This window comes from bacterium (genome assembly GCA_013360215.1).
Taxonomy (GTDB): domain Bacteria; phylum CLD3; class CLD3; order SB21; family SB21; genus JABWCP01.
This window is the reverse complement of the sequence record JABWCP010000008.1, coordinates 134871-154688: the sequence shown is the minus strand read 5'-3', so window position 1 is coordinate 154688 and position 19818 is coordinate 134871. Positions and strand designations below refer to the sequence as shown.

21 protein-coding genes are annotated in these 19818 nt (G+C 45.7%); 18 read left to right on the top strand and 3 right to left on the bottom strand.

Going from position 1 to position 19818, the window contains the following annotated elements; genetic code table 11:
• Positions 1 to 24: 24 nt before the first annotated feature.
• The 5 genes from eno to HUU58_07735 all read left to right on the top strand — a co-directional run bounded on the left by eno (position 25) and on the right by HUU58_07735 (position 4133).
• Positions 25 to 1305, top strand: a complete 1281-nt coding sequence (eno, locus tag HUU58_07755; protein ID NUN45564.1) for a phosphopyruvate hydratase — start codon at positions 25 to 27, stop codon at positions 1303 to 1305.
• A gap of 11 nt (positions 1306 to 1316) precedes the next feature.
• Positions 1317 to 1673 (top strand): septum formation initiator family protein, encoded by a 357-nt coding sequence (locus HUU58_07750; protein NUN45563.1) that lies wholly within the window; start codon positions 1317 to 1319, stop codon positions 1671 to 1673.
• 6 nt (positions 1674 to 1679) lie between these two features.
• On the top strand, positions 1680 to 2156 hold the full coding sequence (locus HUU58_07745) for a dTDP-4-dehydrorhamnose 3,5-epimerase family protein (protein NUN45562.1): 477 nt from the start codon (positions 1680 to 1682) through the stop codon (positions 2154 to 2156).
• Between the two features lie 6 nt (positions 2157 to 2162).
• Positions 2163 to 3602: a D-alanyl-D-alanine carboxypeptidase/D-alanyl-D-alanine-endopeptidase gene (gene dacB, locus HUU58_07740; GenBank protein NUN45561.1), complete on the top strand. Its 1440-nt coding sequence runs from the start codon at positions 2163 to 2165 to the stop codon at positions 3600 to 3602.
• Between the two features lie 156 nt (positions 3603 to 3758).
• Entirely contained in the window at positions 3759 to 4133 is a 375-nt protein-coding gene (locus HUU58_07735) for a YraN family protein (protein ID NUN45560.1), read from the top strand.
• Positions 4134 to 4191: 58 nt separating this feature from the next.
• Here the strand turns inward: HUU58_07735 and HUU58_07730 are convergent, their stop codons facing one another.
• On the bottom strand, positions 4192 to 6030 hold the full coding sequence (locus HUU58_07730) for a tetratricopeptide repeat protein (GenBank protein ID NUN45559.1): 1839 nt from the start codon (positions 6028 to 6030) through the stop codon (positions 4192 to 4194).
• A gap of 221 nt (positions 6031 to 6251) precedes the next feature.
• Here HUU58_07730 and xseB point away from each other — a divergent pair, with 221 nt between their 5' ends.
• From xseB to HUU58_07670, 12 genes are all read left to right on the top strand, one after another.
• Positions 6252 to 6509, top strand: coding sequence for an exodeoxyribonuclease VII small subunit (gene xseB, locus HUU58_07725; GenBank protein ID NUN45558.1), 258 nt, complete (start codon positions 6252 to 6254; stop codon positions 6507 to 6509).
• The gene (locus HUU58_07720) at positions 6506 to 6841 is read left to right on the top strand and encodes a hypothetical protein (GenBank protein ID NUN45557.1); all 336 of its coding nucleotides are present in this window, start codon (positions 6506 to 6508) and stop codon (positions 6839 to 6841) included. Before xseB ends, HUU58_07720 begins: the two co-directional genes overlap by 4 nt.
• A 44-nt stretch (positions 6842 to 6885) precedes the next feature.
• Positions 6886 to 8277: a tetratricopeptide repeat protein gene (locus tag HUU58_07715; GenBank protein ID NUN45556.1), complete on the top strand. Its 1392-nt coding sequence runs from the start codon at positions 6886 to 6888 to the stop codon at positions 8275 to 8277.
• Positions 8261 to 9082 carry a DUF4292 domain-containing protein gene (locus HUU58_07710; protein ID NUN45555.1) on the top strand — a complete coding sequence of 274 codons (822 nt, stop codon included), beginning with the start codon at positions 8261 to 8263 and terminating at the stop codon, positions 9080 to 9082. The genes HUU58_07715 and HUU58_07710 overlap by 17 nt, the downstream gene beginning before the upstream one ends.
• A 12-nt stretch (positions 9083 to 9094) precedes the next feature.
• Positions 9095 to 10036: a glycosyltransferase family 2 protein gene (locus HUU58_07705; protein NUN45554.1), complete on the top strand. Its 942-nt coding sequence runs from the start codon at positions 9095 to 9097 to the stop codon at positions 10034 to 10036.
• Between the two features lie 3 nt (positions 10037 to 10039).
• Positions 10040 to 10519: an SsrA-binding protein SmpB gene (gene smpB, locus HUU58_07700; GenBank protein ID NUN45553.1), complete on the top strand. Its 480-nt coding sequence runs from the start codon at positions 10040 to 10042 to the stop codon at positions 10517 to 10519.
• Positions 10520 to 10539: 20 nt separating this feature from the next.
• A complete protein-coding gene (locus HUU58_07695) occupies positions 10540 to 11076 on the top strand; it encodes a hypothetical protein (GenBank protein NUN45552.1) in 537 nt (178 codons plus the stop codon).
• Positions 11077 to 11137: 61 nt separating this feature from the next.
• Positions 11138 to 11338: a hypothetical protein gene (locus HUU58_07690; GenBank protein ID NUN45551.1), complete on the top strand. Its 201-nt coding sequence runs from the start codon at positions 11138 to 11140 to the stop codon at positions 11336 to 11338.
• Positions 11331 to 12263 carry a hypothetical protein gene (locus tag HUU58_07685; GenBank protein NUN45550.1) on the top strand — a complete coding sequence of 311 codons (933 nt, stop codon included), beginning with the start codon at positions 11331 to 11333 and terminating at the stop codon, positions 12261 to 12263. Before HUU58_07690 ends, HUU58_07685 begins: the two co-directional genes overlap by 8 nt.
• 413 nt (positions 12264 to 12676) lie before the next feature.
• Positions 12677 to 13117, top strand: coding sequence for a hypothetical protein (locus tag HUU58_07680; protein NUN45549.1), 441 nt, complete (start codon positions 12677 to 12679; stop codon positions 13115 to 13117).
• Positions 13118 to 13221: 104 nt separating this feature from the next.
• The gene (locus tag HUU58_07675; GenBank protein NUN45548.1) at positions 13222 to 13668 is read left to right on the top strand and encodes a CBS domain-containing protein; all 447 of its coding nucleotides are present in this window, start codon (positions 13222 to 13224) and stop codon (positions 13666 to 13668) included.
• Complete coding sequence (locus HUU58_07670) at positions 13665 to 14036, top strand: DUF309 domain-containing protein (protein ID NUN45547.1); 372 nt, start codon at positions 13665 to 13667, stop codon at positions 14034 to 14036. The genes HUU58_07675 and HUU58_07670 overlap by 4 nt, the downstream gene beginning before the upstream one ends.
• Here the strand turns inward: HUU58_07670 and HUU58_07665 are convergent.
• Both HUU58_07665 and priA read right to left on the bottom strand, forming a co-directional pair.
• On the bottom strand, positions 14017 to 15339 hold the full coding sequence (locus HUU58_07665; protein NUN45546.1) for a PAS domain S-box protein: 1323 nt from the start codon (positions 15337 to 15339) through the stop codon (positions 14017 to 14019). The genes HUU58_07670 and HUU58_07665 overlap by 20 nt on opposite strands.
• 12 nt (positions 15340 to 15351) lie before the next feature.
• Positions 15352 to 17871, bottom strand: a complete 2520-nt coding sequence (gene priA, locus HUU58_07660) for a primosomal protein N' (GenBank protein NUN45545.1) — start codon at positions 17869 to 17871, stop codon at positions 15352 to 15354.
• 438 nt (positions 17872 to 18309) lie between these two features.
• Between priA and HUU58_07655 the strand changes: the two genes are divergently transcribed.
• The gene (locus HUU58_07655) at positions 18310 to 19764 is read left to right on the top strand and encodes an NOL1/NOP2/sun family putative RNA methylase (protein ID NUN45544.1); all 1455 of its coding nucleotides are present in this window, start codon (positions 18310 to 18312) and stop codon (positions 19762 to 19764) included.
• The last annotated feature ends 54 nt before the right edge of the window (positions 19765 to 19818 follow it).

The following is a 19818-nucleotide window of genomic DNA, read 5'->3' as shown; positions in this document are numbered from 1 at the left end:
GTTTCAACATCGGGAGCAATAGTTATGAGTCACATCCATCACGTTCATGCCCGCGAAGTATTGGATTCACGCGGCAATCCTACGGTCGAAGTCGAAATTCACTTGGAAAGCGGCGCTATGGGCCGTGCCATTGTTCCCAGCGGTGCATCTACCGGCGAACATGAAGCGGTAGAATTGCGCGATGGCGATAAAAAACGTTATCTTGGAAAAGGTGTTCAAAAAGCCGTACACAATGTCAACACGATCATTGCCAAAAAAATCATGCACATGGAAGCCGGTGATCAATTTACATTGGATCATACGATGATCGCACTTGACGGCACAGCTAACAAAGGCAAACTTGGCGCCAATGCCATTCTCGGCGTCAGCCTCGCGGCTGCGCGTGCTATGGCCAATGAAGTCAATATCCCCCTGTTCCAATACATCGGCGGTATTCAAGCCAATACGTTGCCCGTGCCGATGATGAATATCATCAACGGCGGCGCCCACGCGGATAACAATGTGGACTTTCAGGAATTTATGGTGATGCCCGTCGGTGCGCGTTCATTTACGGAAGCATTGCGTATGGGCGCGGAAGTTTTTCATCACCTCAAGACTGTACTCAAAGGAAAAAAATACAATACGGCCGTCGGTGATGAAGGCGGATTTGCTCCCAATCTCAAATCCAATGACGAAGCGATCGAAGTGATCTTGCAGGCGATACAAGCGGCGGGATATAAAGCCGGTAAAGATATTATGATCGCTCTTGATCCGGCTTCCAGCGAATTTTATCAAAACGGAAAATATGTTTTCAAAAAATCGGACGGACGTAAGTTGTCATCCGAGCAAATGGCTGCGTATTGGGAAAATTGGGTTCGCCAGTTTCCCATCATCTCGATCGAAGACGGTATGGCGGAAAATGACTGGGAAGGTTGGAAACACCTTACCGATGCTGTCGGTAAAAAAATCCAACTCGTCGGTGATGATCTTTTTGTGACCAATCCTAAATTTTTGGCCAAAGGTATTGAAAAAGGTGTTGCCAATTCCATCCTCGTCAAAGTCAATCAGATCGGTTCGTTGACGGAAACGATAGACGCCGTACAGATGGCGCACAAAGCCGGTTATACGGCCGTGATGAGTCACCGCTCCGGCGAAAGTGAAGATACGACCATTGCGGATATAGCGGTTGCACTTAATTGCGGTCAAATCAAAACCGGATCGGCCTCCCGCACGGATCGCATTGCCAAGTACAATCAACTTCTGCGCATTGACGAAGCGCTCGGCGGCCGTGCTCATTTCCCGGGACGTAAAGCATTCAAAGTGTAGGAATACGATATATGAAAAACGAAACGAAAGAAACCGTGGTCGAATCGACCGATCCGGCAGAAATCAAAAAGAAACGTAATCGTCGCATTCTTTTTTGGTCTTTGGTCGGTATCGGTGCGCTGACTATTATTTCCGGCAATTACGGCGCATACCAGATTTATAAAATCAAACAACAGCGTGCCGCCGTCGAAAAAGAAATCGAAAAGCTCAAACGCGAACATGCCGTGCTTGCCGATCAGCGGGATCGTTTGAAAACGGATCTCGAATTTATCGAAAAAATCGCCCGTGAAAAATATACTATGATCCGCGAAGGCGAACGTGTATATCAGGTGTTATCCAAATCCGAAACAACCAACAAAAAGAAGTAACGTTTCATGACTTTCAAAAAAGGCCCCATACAGGGCGTGATTCTTAAAGACCATAAAAAGTTTGTTGATGATCGCGGATGGCTGACCGAGCTTTACCGTCAGGACGAATTGGTCTCTGAAAATGTACCCGTTATGGGTTATACTTCGCTGACATTGCCGGGTGTGGCGCGTGGTCCGCATGAACACGTCCAACAAACCGATCTGTTTTGTTTTATAGGGCCTTCTAATTTTAAACTCTATATGTGGGATAACCGCAAAAATTCACCGACGTACGGTCATAAGATGGTTGTTTTTGTCGGTGAAGATAATCTGCAAAGCGTGATCATTCCTCCCGGGGTTGTCCATGCTTACAAAAATGTCGGCGGCAAACCGGGGATCGTTCATAATTTTGCCAACACACTGTACGCCGGCAAAGGAAAAAAAGAACCCGTGGACGAAATTCGTCACGAACATGATCCTCAGTCGCCATTTCAACTGGATTGATGTTTCATGATGTGGCGCTACGGATGCATTCTTTTTTTTACGACGGCTTCGTTATTTTCACAGTATCGCTCCACGCAACTGGATAGTGTACGGCGCGCTATTGATGCCGTATATGCGGATGATTTTTTTAAAGACATCCGCACCGGTTTTTTTGCCAAGTCACTTCTGACCGGCCAAGTCATTCATCAAAAAAATCCCGATTCGTTACGTTCCACGGCTTCGTGTATGAAACTCGTCACCACAGCGGCTGCTCTGGATCGCTGGGGAACCAATAAAAGTTTTCGCACGGAATTTCGTTACGACGGGGCTATTAAGAATGGCGTTCTAAACGGTGATCTTTATATCAAAGGTCTCGGCGATCCGTATTTTTTACCGGAAATTCTTTTGCGTGCGATCTATCACCTCAAAGCGATGGGGTTGACGGAAATTCGCGGCGACATCGTGGGTGACGATACGTATTTGATTGATACAGAAAATGCCGAAACGAACGATCGTGCCTATTCGGCCGTTGGCGGTGCCTTGGGTTTCAATTTTAATATCATCAATATCTGTGTTCGTCCGGGAGAAAAAACCGGCGACTCGGCGATTGTTTTTATCGAGCCGATCTCATCTCTTGTCAAAGTTATCAACGGTGTGAAGACGACAGATTCCGGCGAAGGTATCGGTGTCAATCACAATAATACCTTTATACGATACAATGGAAATCAGATGACGGTTGCCTTGTACGGGACTATTGCCAAAAATGAGAATGAATTTGTCATATACAAACGGGTACCCAATCCGACGTGGTGGACGATCGCCAATATTAAAGAGACCTTGGGGATTATGAATATCAAAGTCAGTGGAGGATTGCGTACGGGTAAAACGCCGAAAGCGTCTAAAATTTTAATAGATCCTCCGTCGTATGATTTGTCTTACATTGTCTCCGGCATCAATAAGTGGAGCAATAATTACGTGGTGGGACAGCTCCTGATGATGATGGGTGCCGAAGCATTTGGAGAGCCCGGAACGGACGAGAAAGGAATTCGTGCCCTACAGCCTTTTTTGCGGAAAGTAGGAATTTCTGAAAAAGAGATTCAGATGGCCGACGGAAGCGGCCTGGATGAACGCAACAAAATGACGACGCGGGCTCAGGTGCGATTACTGGAATATATGTATCGAGATTTTCGCTACGCATCGGATTACATCGCGTCGCTAAGTATCGGCGGTATTGATGGCACAGAAAAAAAACGATTTATCAAACGCAAAGATGAGTCTTCGTTGATCGGCACGACACGCCTCAAAGTGGGTTTTCTCTATGGCGTCAGCGGGCTCAGCGGGTATATCGAAACGCAATCCAAAGACATCATTGCGTTTAGTATTTTGACCAACGGTTACCCGAAGGAATATTATGAAACCATGCGCCAGTTCGAAGATCGTATCGTGAAAGCGCTGGGGGGCTTGTAAAGTTTTACTGCGAAAAAATTTATTTTTTCACATAGTTCTTTATTTTTATCGTACGAAACCACTTAATGCGAGTTTATCCGAAACGGTAATCGGCACAAACCTTTCTGTCTTTATGTTCGTACGAGCAATTTACAGAAGGATTTTCGGTATCCCATCATGAGTCACGCTACAGACACCGGAACGCACGGCGAAAATCTGGCCGAAATTTTTTTAAAACAGAAGGGATACGATATAAGACATCGGCATTTTCGGTTTCGCAATGGGGAACTGGATATTGTCGCGGAGTCAAAAACTTTTATCGTCATCGTGGAAGTCAAAACCACCGATCTCCGGCGGCATGACGAATCAGCCTTTGGCGAACCGGAAACATGGCTTACGCCCAAAAAGCAAAAATTTTTAAAACAAGCCGCCGAATATTACTTGGCCAAATATCCCGCACCTGAAAAAGATTGCCGCTTTGATCTGATCACGGTGCGCCTCCGAAGCGACGGCGAAGAAATCCGGCATATCGAAAATGCGTTTTGGATGTGAAATAAAAAAACCCTCAAACAAAACTGTTTGAGGGTTTTTTTATACGTGAACTGAAGCTTTATTTGGAATGCTTTTCCAACGCGTTCATTCGTTCCTGAATTTGTTTGACGTATTTTTTATCCCAATCGCAGGCGCGTGCAAGAAAATAATGGTCAAACGCTTTTTTGTATTGTTTGTCCTGATCGTAATAACGAGCCAATCCCAACAGCACGTGAACATTTTTAGGGCTTAATTTATTGGCTTCTTCAAACTCTTTTACACCGTCCGCACCGCGTCCTTGTTTCCAGAACATCTGACCGCGACGCATTGCGTATGCGTAATCGCCGGATTTCTCTTTTCCTGCATAACGTGTTTCGGCCAATTCGTAGTCCGTATTGGCCGAATCCAACGCACGTGCCAAACCAATCGTTTCGATGGCTTTCTCTTTGTTGCCGTTGGCAAATTGAGCTTCGGCCAGCATAGATAAGAAGGCGGCATTTTTTTGCCCGCTGATTTCCACGGCTTGAGTCGCGTGCGCGAGCGCCCGGACGGAATCCCTTAACGCGCGTTGTTTGGAACTGAGTAACGTCCATGCCAGACCGTAATGCGCCATCGCAAACTTGGGATTATGATGCAGAGCCGAATCATAAGCGGCTATGGCTTCGGCATATTTTCCTTCCATATAGAGTACATCGGCAAGATGCGTGTATCCGAACGGTGTTTTGGCGTCTAAGCGAATCGCTTCAGAAAAATTATCTTTGGCTTTGATGTAATCGCCCTGCGCGAAATAGATTTGACCTAAGCGATCGCGTGAACCCGCATGTTTGGGGTTGATACTGACGGCTTTTTGGAACGCCTGTTCGGCATTTTTATAATCGCCTTTATCCATGTAGTCGCCGCCTAATCCGCGAAATCCGGAAGCAAATTTCGTATTGTACGTCACGCTTTTTTTGCGATAAAAAATGGACGAATCGATAATTTTGTATTGAGGGAAAAAGCTCGGTGAAAACGCATCCGCGATCATATCGTAGGCATCGTATTGCGAAACGCGGATTTGAACGGCTTTACGTGCCGCTTCAATGAGTTTATCGCGATCTTTCAGTTCGCGGTACGTGAGCGCCAGTGCTGTCCATCCGACGGCAAGGCGTTTATCAATGCGTACGGCGCGCAATCCGGCTTCGAGGGCCTTATTATAGCTTTCTTCCTTTTCGGTCAATTTGCCGCTGACATCCTGAATGCGTGCGATTTTAGCGTAGGCTTTGGCAATGCCTGCGTAGGCGAGTGCAAATCCCGTATCAATGGTAGCGGCTTGCGTCAGCATTTCGATGGCCTTGTTGTAATCATCCACCGTGCTGCTTTCATCGTACTTGAGAATACCTTTGATATAGGGTTCGTATGCATCCACGTTGATAGCGCCTTTTGTCGGGCCGCCGATTTCATCAATGGTCTTACGGCCGAAACTCACAAGCGCTTTATTGGTAATCTGGCCGTACATGGCATACACATTATTCGTCGTAAATTTGCCTTCACCGATGTATGTGTTTTTTCCGTCGGCCACGCCGGTGCGGAGATCAAAAAATTTGGTCAATACTTTGATCGAAGAATCTTTAACGTCAAATACACCATACACCATGCGGTTGGCTTCCAATGAACGTGCAACAGCCATCGCTTTAGCTTCGTCTTTGATATCGGCTTGTTTCCATCCTTTGGATTTGATTTCCGCCAATACATCGGTTCGGTCAATCACATCCAGTGCCGTGTCTTTGGCTAATTCCGTATTGAGCGCTTCGGCAAAACCGTGCGAAAGCCAATCATTTTTTTGTGCCTGTGTGGTATTGTGAAAAGGGAATACCACGACCTTGATTTGCGCCATCGTCGGCCATGCCACACACAACCATAGAGCTATCCGAAGTACCATACGTTCTCCTGCGGTTTCGATTCCATTAAAAAAAAACGGTTACCAGCGCCAAGATACATAAGACCGTTCAGCACAACAATAAAAAATTAGTAAAATGAATTACTTTTTTAATTCAAAAACCGGAGGGTTAAGAGGACTCATTGTGTCCCGTTATTCATTGAACATCGTTGCAAACGATGATGGGAATGATTATTATAATGGCGATTTGTAAGGTGATACCTATGAGTAAAAAGAAACAAAACGAAGAATCATCCGAGACCACGTTTGAGACCTCGCTCAAAGAACTTGAAACGATCGTGGACGCATTGGAACACGGTGATGTCCCTTTGGATGAAACGTTGGTGAAGTTTGAGCGCGGGATGAAATTGGTAGAGTTTTGCCAGGCGAAACTCAATACGGCGGAGCAAAAACTCAAAATTCTGATCAAAGACAAAGACGGCAACTATACGCTCGAAGAAGAGGACGAGGAAGCAGTTTGAAAAAAATACAGCTCAAAAAAATAGCGCATGCGCGCAGCGGCGATAAAGGAGACAGTTCCAATGTCGGACTTATCGCTTACAAACAAGAATATTATCCTATCTTGTGTGCACAGGTGACACCCGAGGCCGTACGTCGGCATTTTTCTAAAATCGCCAATGGCCCGGTGGATCGTTATGAAGTGCCCAATCTTTTAGCGCTTAATTTCATCATTCATGATTCGCTCGGCGGTGGCGGTACGGAAAGCCTTAAAACCGATGCTCAGGGCAAAACCCACGGTATGGGTTTACTTGAAATGGAAATCGAAGTACCGGACGATCTGATTGTAGCCTGAAAAAATTCCGACCAATGTATTTGTTTATAACACGATCTGTTTTTATGCGACACCGTATTTATAAGACATCTGTCTTTCTTTTGATTTTGCCGCTCCTTTGGAGTTGTGGTTCGCGTATGCATTCGCAGATCGGTACACAGGATTCGCGTTACGATGCATACAAGCCGGTGGCCGTTCAGCATTTAGTGGATGCATTGATTGCCGATATGTCCGGCGAATTTGGCGAAGCCGAAATGCACTACCGCTTTGCTCTTCTCAGCGACAGCAATGCATTACCCGTATCCAACGCGCTGGCGGAAGATTATTTGGAACTCGGGCGTTACGATGAAGCGCTAGTACTTGTTCAGCGCGTGCTGATCAAAGATCCTTTTAATCCGGATGCACTGGAAGTTTTGGCGGACATTCATATCCGTCAGCATAATTTTGATAAAGCCATTCAAACATTAGAACTGCTGAGCCGGAGGTATCCATCGAATATTGATGCGCATTACCGGCTCATCACGATATACGAAGTGCAAGGCAAAGCCAAAGAAGCGGCGGTACATTACGCAAGGTTGCTGGACGTTATCGGCGCGAATACGCTGCTTTCATTGAAACTGGGTGAAATCTACATGCGCTCCCGTGCGTACGATAAGGCCGTGGATGTATATCACAGGGCACGCAGCAGCGATCCCAATAATACGGAAATACTATCGGCGCTGGCCATGGCATACCGTTTTAATAAAGAAATTCCTAAAGCGATCGAAATTTACGAATCGCTTGCCGAGCTTCAAGAAGACAATCTCCAGGTGCATGCCAGTGTCGGACTGCTGTCTATCCAGAGCGGTAATTATGAAAAAGCCGTACGCGCTTTTCGTCATGCGGACCGGCTGCAGCCTAATAATTTTGATTTTCTTCGCTCGTTAGGTTTTGCCTTGGTGCAGCTCAAACGTTCCGTCGAAGCGTTGGATGTACTGGAGCGCGCATCCATGATCAATGGCCGCGATTTACTGACGATGAATCTTCTGGCGCCGATTTATCAGAATCAAAAGCGGTTCACTCAATCGGATAGCGTATTCGAACGCATTCTTGTTTTTGAACCGAACAACGAAGTGATACTTAATAATTACAGTTACAGTTTGGCTGAACGCAGAACCCGGTTGGAGAAAGCGCGGCAAATGATCGAAAAAGCGCTCAAAAAAGCGCCCGACAACGGTCATTATTTGGACACGATGGGTTGGGTTTTGTTTCAACAAGAAGAGTATGCCCAAGCGCTTATCTATACGCAGCGCGCTGTTGCAGTTCATCCCAACAGTGAAGAAGTATGGACGCATCTGGGCGAAATTCATCATAAATTGGGAAATACCAAAGACGCGTTATCGGCTTTTCAAAAAGCGCTTACGATCAATCCTGATAATTCTATGCTCACGGAAAAAATAAATGCACTATCGCACTGAACATCATCGTACATTTTTTTTGGTTTTCTTTGGTTTAATAGCTTTGATCCTATTTAGCGGATGCGGCGCACCCAAAGAAGTGATTCGCCAACCTGTGGATATTACGTCCGTCAATCCGTTGGAAGTTCTTCGCCGATGCAATGAAAATGCGGCTAAGATTCGTCATATCAAATCGGTGGCTACGATGAATGTCGAATCGCCCAAGAGCGGCGGACAGTTTACGGCGCAGATCGCTATTCGTTTACCGGATTCGGTGTATATCAAAATCGAAGGCATGCTCGGTATAGACGGCGTCAAGGCGTCGCTCAATCGGGAATCGTTTGTGGTGTATAATATTATCAACAAACAAGTCATTATCGGCAAAACCAGTGCGTCGGCGATTCGGCGCACGTTTGATTACAATGTCAATTATGAGGAACTTGTTGAGCTTTTGGTCGGATTACCGCGCGTGCCGGAATCCGAGCTGGTGCGTCTGCGCGAATTTTCGGCGGATGATACTTATTTTGTTATGCAGTTTACTACCGGCGAAGGCCATCGTAAAATATGGTTTGATCCGTACGCCCAATTTGCCGTCAGCCGTATCGTGGATTACGATTCGACCGGCGATGTATCCGTCGAGCGCGAATTTTCGCGGTTTCAAAAAATTGACGGGCGATATTTTCCTAAGTACGTTCGTCTCGTGCGACCGCGTGAACAAGATCTTTTGAGCTTGTTTTTTGATATGCGTACGGTCAATGAATCTTTTAACAGCAGTATATTTAAAATCAAATATCCCCGCGACATAGATATCGTGGAGATGCAATAACAGGATACCCGCGTGACCGATTCCAACTATTCCATTAGCGTTGTCATACCGCTATTTAATGAAGAAGAATCTTTGCCCGAACTCACGGAAAAAATTCATACCGTCGCGACCCGCATGGGTGTGGTGTATGAAATCATTTTCGTCGATGACGGCAGCACGGATAATTCGTATACCGTGATTCAAAAACTCAAACAACAGTACGCCGCCGTCAAAGCATTGCGATTTAGAAAAAACTTCGGAAAATCTACGGCTTTGTCCGAGGGGTTCAAAATGGCGACGGGTACGTATGTGATCACGATGGATGCCGATCTGCAGGATGATCCGGAAGAAATACCTCATCTGGTTAATAAACTTCAGGACGGGAACGATTTAGTTTCCGGTTGGAAAAAGGTGCGTCATGATCCGGTTTCCAAAACCATTCCGTCGCGTTTTTTTAATTTTGTGACCCGCGTGATGAGTGGAATTCGTTTGCATGATTTCAACTGTGGCCTCAAGGCATATCGGCGCGAAGTGGTCAAGGATGTCAATTTGTACGGCGAATTGCACCGTTACATACCGGTTTTGGCAAAATGGGAAGGTTATCGTCGCATCACGGAAATCGTCGTGCATCATCATCCGCGCAAATATGGTCAAAGCAAGTTCGGATTATCACGTTTTCTCAAAGGATTTCTCGATCTGATCACGGTCGTATTTTTGACGCGCTACGTCAAACGCCCTTTGCATTTTTTTGGTTTTTTTGGATCGCTATCACTTTTAGCCGGGCTCGGCATTTGCGGTTATTTGTCGCTTGATTGGTTTTTGGGTACGCCCATAGGTCAGCGTCCGATTTTATTTTTGGGCATTCTTCTGATTATGATCGGATTTCAGATCATATCCACCGGTCTGATCGGCGAAATGCTCGTTCATAATTTTAACCGTCAGAAGGAAGTGCCCGTCAAAGAACGGATCGAATAATCTATGGCGACGGCAACGGAAAAAAAGAAATACGAATACAAATCTATTGCGACCAATCGCAAAGCGCGATTTGAATTTGAAATTATTGATACACTGGAAGCAGGTATTGCGCTGACCGGGAGTGAGGTCAAGGTTTTACGGGAAGGTAAAATCAATATTCAGGACTGCCATGCGCGCATCGAAAACGGTGAAGTCATATTATATCACATGCACATTCCCGAATACAAACAAGCCAACTACAATAATCATGAAGAATACCGTCCGCGTAAACTACTTTTGCATCGGGTGCAGATTCGTAAACTCGAACGGCAAGTCCAGGAAAAGGGCATGACACTGGTACCGCTGTCGGTTTATTTCAACGAGCGTAACCGCATCAAAGTCCAGCTTGCCGTAGCACGCGGAAAAAAACTGTACGATAAACGTGAAGCCATAGCGAAAAAAGATCAGAAGCGTACCGAACAACGCGAATATAAAGTAAGGTAGTGGCAAATAAACGGACATGTATGAAAGATAAATTGTTTACAATAAAAGAAGCTAGTCATTGGGCTACAGAGTATACAGGAAAGGATGTATCTACATCTAATATCGCTTATTTGATTCAATACGGGCGTATAAAAAAAATCGGTGAAAACGGATCTACGCTTATTTCTCGGGAAGAACTTATAAGCTATTATAGTGAATTTAAAAGGAATCGCGAAAATTCATGGAAAAATCATTTGGGTTCCGATCTAAATTGGGCATTATCATTTGATCAATACAAAGAATCAGAAACGACTAAACACGTTCACAGGTTGCATCCCTATAAAGGAAAATTTATACCGCAACTTGTAGAATACTTTATTGACAAACATACGGATAATTTCAAAAAGCGAACTTACTTCAAGGAAGGCGATGTGATTCTTGATCCGTTTTGCGGTAGTGGGACAACACTTGTTCAAAGCTCGGAGCAAGGCATGCATGCTGTCGGTATAGACGTTTCATTGTTTAATTCGCTTATATCGAATAGTAAACTCATGAAGTACGATTTGGTTAGTGTTTGATTCGAAATCACAAAATCACAAAATCTCGAAATCACAAAATCTCGAAATCACTGAAATTTTTATGGAAGCAGATAACGAAGTTCTATTTAGAATTACAAAAGAAGATTTGCGTGAAGAAGCGCTTCATTATTTAGGTAGGGAAATGAACGAAGAAGAGTACACAAAAGCGAAAAAACTTCTTGAGTTTGGTGCAGGTGAAAATTTAAGATACATATATTACGGTGTTTTCTTAGAAATAATGGATAAAAGCAATAATGGGTAAAAAGATTTCTCCATCAGACTTATTGGCGAATTCATTTTTAAGAATGGCAAAGCAGTTTAATGCAAATGTTGAATTAATTAAAGTTTTGAAATCAAGGACGTACAAGATTGGAGACGCGAATGTTTTAGTAAGGGCATCTTCAGATGGTAATAAGCGATATTTTTTTGGAATTAACTATATAACAGTTGAAGAAATAGCTAATCTAGAAAACCCATTCATTGCTTTTATTTGTGGCTCAATAGAAAGAATAGTTATTATTCCTGCAAAATTACTTTTCAATCACCTTCACCAAATTAGTCACGATAGAAATGGAGAATATAAAATCAACATTGACCAAGACCTGAATATAGTATTATCGGGGAGGTCTAATAGGCTTGAATGTAAAACTTTCATCAATAATTGGGATCTACTTCTATCACCACCAAAGTTTGATGAAAATGAGAAGCCTAAAACTGTTGAGGAAAGTTTGCATTCGGTATTACAAGGCCGCTTATTAGAAATCGGAAATATAAGGGGGTACCAGACATTTTGCCCAGATAAATCCAGAAAATTTAACGACAAGAATCTTGAAGAAGTTTCAACTCTTAAGACTTGTCCCGAGTTACAATTTTCAGACTATGATTTATTAAGACAAATTGATGTCATTTGGTTTAAAACTAGAGGTAATAATTATATTCCTGAATATGCTTTTGAAGTTGAGTTGTCGACGGGGGTTTGGAGCGGTGTTGGCAGAATGGCAACATTAATGGATTATTCAAATGTTGGATTATATGTAATTGCAAATGACTCAAAGAAATACTCTCAGGTCATTAACTCATTTACGGAATATCAAGATAGATATAAATTTATAGCAAACGATTTAGTTGGCGAGTTGTACTCTGCCGAATTAAATTTAAAGCAATTGAGAATTGATATCGGACTTTAACACAAGCTTAAGAACAAGTATTTTTTAGACGTTTGCTAAAGTTTTATATTATCCGCTTTTGCAAGTACTGAACCTCAATCAATAGGTATTATGAAAAGTCCACAGGGTAATTAAAAAACCATGGATGGGTATGCAGTTAAAACTTTTTTTGCTAAACAAGATTAAAAAAATACAATCAGCGCGCATAGACAAACCCGTAAAATAAAAGCCGTAAGACTAACGGAAGCTGATGTTACAACTTGTCGACTATGACAGGCTATTTATTTTTTTAATATACTCGGATTGCTGGAAAGATCAATCTCGGGAAAGTGTTGAAAACATAAAACAACATCAAAAGCAATGCATTACCATGCTACAAGCGGAGGGGTATATAATTCGGCATCAAAACAACAAAAGTTGTAACGGAGATAACCATGAGTGAAATCAACCCACCCAACACCAAACTCCCTATTCTGCGTATCATTTGGGGTGCAGTGATATTTTCGTTGTTTGTTTTTGTGGCGGTAGTGCATCTGGTGATTCTTCCGACTTTGGGTGAAAAAGAAAATGAGAGTTTGTCCTCATTGCCTTTTCCTATGCATTATATTTTTATGTTCATCGCTGCCGGTGCGGCCGTGGCTTTTGTTTTTCTTCGGCAAAAAAGAGACATAACCGTCGCGGAACTTTCGCATGATCCGAAAGCGGCCGAACAGGAGCGGATCAAACGTTCAATTTTACTTTTTGCCGTTGCGGAAATGATCGGGTTACTCGGTTGCAGTATTCTTGCTTTTGGTGCGCCGTACGTTCAAGGTATGGGGCTTTGGGGCATATCGTTTATCCTTCTGGCCATGGAGTTTCCCCGTACGGAAGATTGATGCGCGCTTATTGACATCATCAGCTTTTGCGTTTATATTTTACCCGCCTTTCTTTCTCATTATTCTTAAACAACCGTCTTTTGCAACCAACCAAGGAGGTTGCCGTGAAAACCGTAAGTGCTATTATCTCCGGGCGCGAACCGTATTCCGTGACATTAGGTACCAACGTGTTTGATGTGATCCAACTGATGGCTTCCAAAAACATCGGTGCGATTTGTATCGTTGACAGCTCCGCCACGATGCGACTTCGGGGCGTGTTTTCCGAACGCGATTTGCTCAAACGCGTTGTGTTGCAAGGGCTGGATCCGCGCGCGCTGACCATCGAGACAGTGATGACAAAAAACGTCGCCGTCGCTTCCGCCGGTGAATCTTACGATGTATGCATGGAACGTATGAAACGCGTTAACTCGCGGCATTTGCCGGTCGTGGAAGGCGAAAAATTTCTCGGTATGATCTCCGTGCGCGATTTGCTTGAAACCAATCTGGAAGAAAAAGACGCCGAACTCAAAATGATGAATGCGTATATTCACGATATGCCGGCCACCGTTTGAACCCGCTAACCCTCAAGCAGCATGCGTTATGGCTCCGTGCGGTAGAAGAGTTTAACCGTAAACAATTCTACATCTGCCATGAAACGCTCGAGACGCTTTGGCGCGATACGAATGAGGAAACGCTTAAGCGATTATTGCAAGGCGTGCTCCATATCGCCGTAGCGCTGTATCATCTGGACAGGAATAATGCGGTCGGTTATGAATTGCAGATGAAAAAAGGGTTGGTCAAATTGAATGCGGGATTGCGTGTGCCAAGCGACCTCCCGATACGCAATGATCTGATCGTGTTTTACAGAGAGGTAGCGGATTTTAATAGGATGCGAAAATCGCACATACCGATGCTGCGTTTTAACGCGTCGGCAGCATGATGACAAACTTGGTGCCTTTGCCGACGGCGCTTTCCACGTGCAGATTTCCGTTATTTTCGGTGAGTAAACGATTGCAAATAGACAACCCGAGGCCCATGCCGTCGGGTTTGGTGGTATAAAAGGGATTGAATATTTTCTCGATATTTTCCTGCGGAATCCCGACTCCCGTATCGCTGATCTCGATCGCCACAAACGGAATGTTTTTATCAAAAAATTCATCCGTATGATGAATCATGCTTTTGCTTTCCCCGACGGTCGTCGTGTATGTACGTACGATGATATCTCCCCCTTGCGGCATGGCTTGGACGGCATTCAAAATGATGTTCATCAATACTTGTTCAGTCTGATGCGGATCGGCGTACACTTTGGGTAATGTCGAGGAAAAATCTTCCTTAAATCGAATCTTTTTAGAATTCATTTGCGCCGCAAGTAAAAGATAAACGCCGTCAATCAACGATTCGACATCAAAGTGATCGCGGGTCGGTTTGACGGGTTTGGCAAATTTGAAAAAATCCGTCAGTAAGTGGTTGACGCGATCAATCTCACGCACGATACGGCTTACCAATTCTAATCGGCGGTCGTTGTCTTCGAAGGACTCTTCGAGCACCTGAGCCGCTGTTTTGATGCCGCCGAGCGGGTTGCGCACTTCATGCGCAATACCGGTGGCCAACTCACCCAAAGTCGCCAGACGATCCATTCGTTCGACTTGTTTGCGCATCAGATTCATTTCTGTCAGATCACGAAACGTAATAATCACGCCGATTTGTTCGTGATTTTCGATGAGCGGCGCGGTGCTGAATCCGATCGGTAAAACGGCGCCGGACTTGGCAATCAGACCGACCTCTTTACTTTCAAAACGTTTGTTACCGATGAGCATACGATCAATGATCTTGGATTCACGGCCGGGTTCCGCGACGATGTCCGTCATCGGATGACCAAGCAATTCTTCGACCTGATATTCCAGTGTTTTGGCGGCGTTGGCGTTGAGGAAGGTGATGTGGCCGGCCATATCCATACAGATAATGCTCGAACTCATATTCTGTATGATGTTGCGGTAAAACTTATAAACGCGCTCGACTAATTTATATTTTTCGTGCAACGCGGCTTGTTCGTCCAGCCACTCTTTGGGTACGGCGCCGGTCGCATCGCTTTTGGAGGGATCGTTGGGCAGATGCGCGTGCGGATCTACCACATGAGGCGATTTATCCTTTTTTTGAACGCGCTGCTCCAGCGGTATGAGATCACTGAGTTCCTTGTTGAGTATCTCAAAGGCTTCGCGTTTTTCTTCAAATCGTTTGCTCATAACTTTATCGGATTAAAGTAACGAAAGCGGATCCGCATCAATGCGAATTTCGGCTCCGGATGGAATTCGGGAAATAACTTGTTTGCGCGTATGCCGGAGAATAGAACGGATACGGGAACCGGACCGATCCGCTTCTTTGTCCACTTTCAATAAAATGTGATAACGAAAATAATTTCGAATTTTCACGATGGGTGCCGGTGTCGGGCCCAATTGAGCCACGCCGGAAGCCAGATCGGGATAGCGTTTAATTTCGCCTGCAAGAATATCGCTAAAGACACCCGATAGTTCAACAGCTTTTTGTTCGTCTTCCGAACGGATCTGAATCAGCACTAATCGGCCGAACGGCGGGTAGAGCAAATCATGACGGATGGAAATTTCCTCGTTGAAAAACGAAATGAAATCATGCTGCCGAGCATGACGGATCGCAGCGCGGTCGGGGTGCATGGTTTGTATGATCACATATCCGATTTTATCTTTACGTCCGGCGCGCCCCGCAACTTGCGTGAGAAGTTGAAACGTGCGTTCGCCGGCGCGAAAATCCGGCAGCAACAAACTCGTATCCGCCGAAATAACACCGACGACGGTGACGTTTTCAAAATCCAACCCTTTGGTAACCATCTGGGTGCCCAATAAAATCAGCGCATTCTTATTTTTGAATTCCTCCAAAATGCGATGATGCGCACCTTTGGCGGACGTGCTGTCAACGTCCATCCGCAATACGCCGGCATTGGGGAAGGATGTCCTTAATTGCTCTTCAACTTTTTGCGTACCGATACCTTGTTGTAAAATATTCAGGCTGTCGCATTGAGGGCACACCGAATACATCGGTTGATGAAATCCGCAATAGTGGCATCGTAAGCGGTGGCCGGTGATGTGATACGTAAGAGCGATACTGCATCGCGGGCATTCGGCGACATGACCGCAGTCAAAACATTCGACGGAACTCGAATAGCCGCGCCGGTTTTGAAAAAGAATCGCCTGGCGACGATGCTGCAATTCTTCCTTCATGCGTTGGCGTAAAGCGCGGGAGAGAATCGGCTGCCACTCCGACGTATGTTTTTCGTATTCTTCCCGCATGTTGACAACTTCCACTTCCGGCATCGGGACGTCGTTGATACGAATGGGCAACTTGAGTAAGCCGTATTTTTGTGTCGTGGCGTTATAGTAGGACTCGATGCTGGGCGTGGCAGAACCGAGGATCACCGTCGCTTTACAAAACGAAGCGCGCATGATCGCCGCATCGCGGGCATGATACGGGGGGATATTATCCTGTTGTTTGTATGTGTGTTCGTGCTCTTCATCAACCACGATCAATCCGAGATTCTGAACCGGTGCAAATACGGCCGAACGTGCGCCGATGGCGATGCGAAAATGTCCGCTCTGCAGCTTTCGCCAACTGTCAAATCGTTCGCCCATCGTCATACGGCTGTGGAGTACCGCGACCTGATCGCCGAAATGCGCTTTGAAACGTTCTACGGCTTGCGGGGTCAGTGCGATTTCGGGTACCAGCACGATCGCATTTTTTCCGAGCGCCAGCGTATGACGAATGCTCTCAATATAAACCTGCGTTTTACCGCTGCCCGTCACACCGTAGAGTAACCATGTGTAATAGTTATTTTCCCGTAATGTGCCGGCAATCGCAGTGACAGCTTGCGCCTGATGATCGTTGAGTGTGACGTCGTTGGGTCTGGGGTAGTCGCGTTGATACGGGTCGCGGATCACTTCGCGTTCGATCCGTTCGATCCAGTTTTTTTTCTCCAATGCGATGAGCGCCGAATACGGCGCCTCGGTGATTTTCAGAAGTTCGGCCTGGCGTAGGGCAAAAGGCTCTTCATCTTCTGACTGGCGTGTCGCTTCATCCAGGTAGAATAAAATATCGGCTTGTTTGGGAGCGCGTTTTTTGAGTTCGTCTGTAGCCCATACAAAACGCTCTTCGTCGCCAAGCAGAAGCGGCGAGAGACGAACCCAGGTATCCGTTCGTATATTAGCCAATTGATCGCTGATGACATCCCGCTCTTCGACGACAGCCGAGCGCAACAGTTCGTCCAAATTTTTAATCAAATTGCGCGCACCGACTTTTTTGACCAATTGGCGCAACGTGAGTTTTTTATAAACGTAAAGCGCTTTGAGAATTTTGGATTGTACCGGCTTACTTTTGTTGAGGCTTTTGATTTCAAAATCGGTAATTGCCGCTTTGAGCACATACAGTTTTTCGCCGTGACGCTCCATACCCGGCGGGAGCATAGCGCCGAGCACCTGGCCGAGCGGTGCCATATAATACTCCGCGATCCATTCCGCTAACTTCAAAAGATCTTCGGAGAAAGCCGGCAGAGGGTCCAATGCTTCGTGTATCGGAAATATCTGATCGCGTTCGCTGTGGCGGGATAAAGCTACGACATATCCGGTGATTTTTTTGCGGCCAAACGGTGCCAGTACACGCGAACCGGGAACAATGACGGATTCCCATGCGTCGGGAATGCTATACGTAAAACGTGTTTCGATCGCGAGGTCAAAAACAACTTCAGCAAACATGAGTATCCTTTGTAGATTGCGCGCAATCTAAGGATGCCATACGATCAAAGGCAAAGATTATGTTATGTAAATATCTCGTAATGGTACAGTCAACTTCAAAAGTGTTCTTGAATTCCGCGTTGTTATTAAAGTTTGTGTAAATTATGAAACCTTTTATGTCGTTTTTTGCGCCGTAGTATGCCGCATTCGTTCTCGCAAAGTCGCAAAGGGAAGAGGAAAAGTTTTTTTCGATATATTAATTTTTATGTCTTTGCGTCTCAGCGACTTAGCGAGCAGGAATTTCGTGGCACGGTAGAATCCCGCTCTTCTGGTTATAAGCACATGCAAATGAAATAGCGAGATCACCCACACGACGCGATTTTACAATTCGTCGTTGCACTATTGCCAAAAGGTTGTTATTTAGCCCGATTGCAATCCACTGTTTAACACACTTTATTTATGCCGATCGAAATACCGGAAGCGTTAAAAGAATATCTTAAATTATTTCCCGGCGAATACGCGGACGCGTTTTCGCAAGGCCTGGATTTTGAGCGACGTACGGCGCTTCGTGTGAATACGCTGAAGTTCAACAAAACGGATTTCATCCATCGGCTTGCGCAACAAAATTTTCGGTTTACGGAAATCCCGTCCATGCCGGATGCACTTCTGGTGGAAGGCGAAGATGCGCGGATCAGTAAAACGATTGAACACTTCCTCGGCTTATTTTATATACAAAGTATCGCTTCGATGTTGCCACCGATAGTGTTAAATCCCACGGCGTCGGATTTTGTTTTGGATGTGTCGGCTGCACCCGGTTCCAAAACCACACAAATGGCGCAGATGATGAAAAACGGCGGCTGTATGGTAGCCAATGATCGCGACGACAAACGCATCAAAACCCTTTCGCATAATCTGGATCGTCTCGGTGTGATCAATACCGCGATGGTCAATATGCAGGGCGAGCGCATCGGAAATCTGGTACCCGGATCGTTTACGAAAGTATTGGTGGACGCGCCGTGTTCGGCGCTGGGGGTAATTCATAAAGCGCCATCCGCCGTCAGCAATTTGCGTCATCTGAATAAATTTGCGTTTATACAAGAACAATTAGTCGTGAGCGGACTCAAAGCCCTTCGCCCCGGCGGGACGCTGGTTTATTCGACCTGTACGATTTCGGCAGAAGAAAACGAAGGATTGGTGGATACGATACTAAAACGGTATCCGTCTTTGCATTTAGAAGCGTTTGATCTGCCCGAGGGTATAGCCGCGCTGCCGGGCATTACGGCGTTTGGGGAAAAGACATTTGACCCGCGCGTAGCGCTGACCCGTCGCGTGATGCCGTCGGCGATCAATCCCGAAGGGTTTTTCCTTGCCAAATTCAGGCTTGATGAGGCCATCGAAGTGCGCACCGGTAAAACGGCGCAAGCGGAACACAAAAAAATGTATGCGCTGGATGGATCCTCGCATGCGGAAATCTGCGGCATGGGAAAATATTTTTCCGGTCTTTTCGGTTTTGATGAAAACTTTTGGGATCAATTTGTTTATCACATCAAAGACGATGAAACATTCATCGCATCGGAAGATTGGCGCGGTCGCGAATCGGTGCTCAATGCGCTTTTTACCCATCGTGTGGGGATGCGTCTGGCACGCACCCGTAAAGGCGATATGTGGAAACTTTCGACCAACGCGGCGCAACTTTTTAGCCGCGACATTTCCCGTAATATTATCGAATTGACCGATACGAGGGAAATTGAAACGTTTGTCGAAGCAGGGACGATACGCCGTGAATTTCCCGGTATGGCCGGCGGCGTGGTAGTCCGGTCGCAAGGAACGGCGCTCGGATGCGGCGTGATGCATCAGGGCGCTCTCAAAAGTCAGGTGCCCAAAAGCCGAACCGTGATCAGTGTGGATTTTTGAAATACGTCGGTGCCGTACCGTTTTGAGGCGTCCGACCGGTGACGGGAATCTTTT

Bases quoted from the DNA above. Each gene is read 5' to 3' on its own strand.
- HUU58_07715 (NUN45556.1), top strand. From the start codon at position 6,886: ATGCGACACCGTATTTATAAGACATCTGTCTTTCTTTTGATTTTGCCG.
- HUU58_07750 (NUN45563.1), top strand. From the start codon at position 1,317: ATGAAAAACGAAACGAAAGAAACCGTGGTCGAATCGACCGATCCGGCA.
- smpB (NUN45553.1), top strand. From the start codon at position 10,040: ATGGCGACGGCAACGGAAAAAAAGAAATACGAATACAAATCTATTGCG.
- xseB (NUN45558.1), top strand. From the start codon at position 6,252: ATGAGTAAAAAGAAACAAAACGAAGAATCATCCGAGACCACGTTTGAG.
- HUU58_07735 (NUN45560.1), top strand. From the start codon at position 3,759: ATGAGTCACGCTACAGACACCGGAACGCACGGCGAAAATCTGGCCGAA.
- HUU58_07680 (NUN45549.1), top strand. From the start codon at position 12,677: ATGAGTGAAATCAACCCACCCAACACCAAACTCCCTATTCTGCGTATC.
- HUU58_07695 (NUN45552.1), top strand. From the start codon at position 10,540: ATGAAAGATAAATTGTTTACAATAAAAGAAGCTAGTCATTGGGCTACA.
- HUU58_07665 (NUN45546.1), bottom strand. From the start codon at position 15,339: ATGAGCAAACGATTTGAAGAAAAACGCGAAGCCTTTGAGATACTCAAC.
- HUU58_07655 (NUN45544.1), top strand. From the start codon at position 18,310: ATGCCGATCGAAATACCGGAAGCGTTAAAAGAATATCTTAAATTATTT.
- priA (NUN45545.1), bottom strand. From the start codon at position 17,871: ATGTTTGCTGAAGTTGTTTTTGACCTCGCGATCGAAACACGTTTTACG.
- HUU58_07685 (NUN45550.1), top strand. From the start codon at position 11,331: ATGGGTAAAAAGATTTCTCCATCAGACTTATTGGCGAATTCATTTTTA.
- HUU58_07730 (NUN45559.1), bottom strand. From the start codon at position 6,030: ATGGTACTTCGGATAGCTCTATGGTTGTGTGTGGCATGGCCGACGATG.
- HUU58_07745 (NUN45562.1), top strand. From the start codon at position 1,680: ATGACTTTCAAAAAAGGCCCCATACAGGGCGTGATTCTTAAAGACCAT.
- eno (NUN45564.1), top strand. From the start codon at position 25: ATGAGTCACATCCATCACGTTCATGCCCGCGAAGTATTGGATTCACGC.
- dacB (NUN45561.1), top strand. From the start codon at position 2,163: ATGATGTGGCGCTACGGATGCATTCTTTTTTTTACGACGGCTTCGTTA.
- HUU58_07710 (NUN45555.1), top strand. From the start codon at position 8,261: ATGCACTATCGCACTGAACATCATCGTACATTTTTTTTGGTTTTCTTT.
- HUU58_07690 (NUN45551.1), top strand. From the start codon at position 11,138: ATGGAAGCAGATAACGAAGTTCTATTTAGAATTACAAAAGAAGATTTG.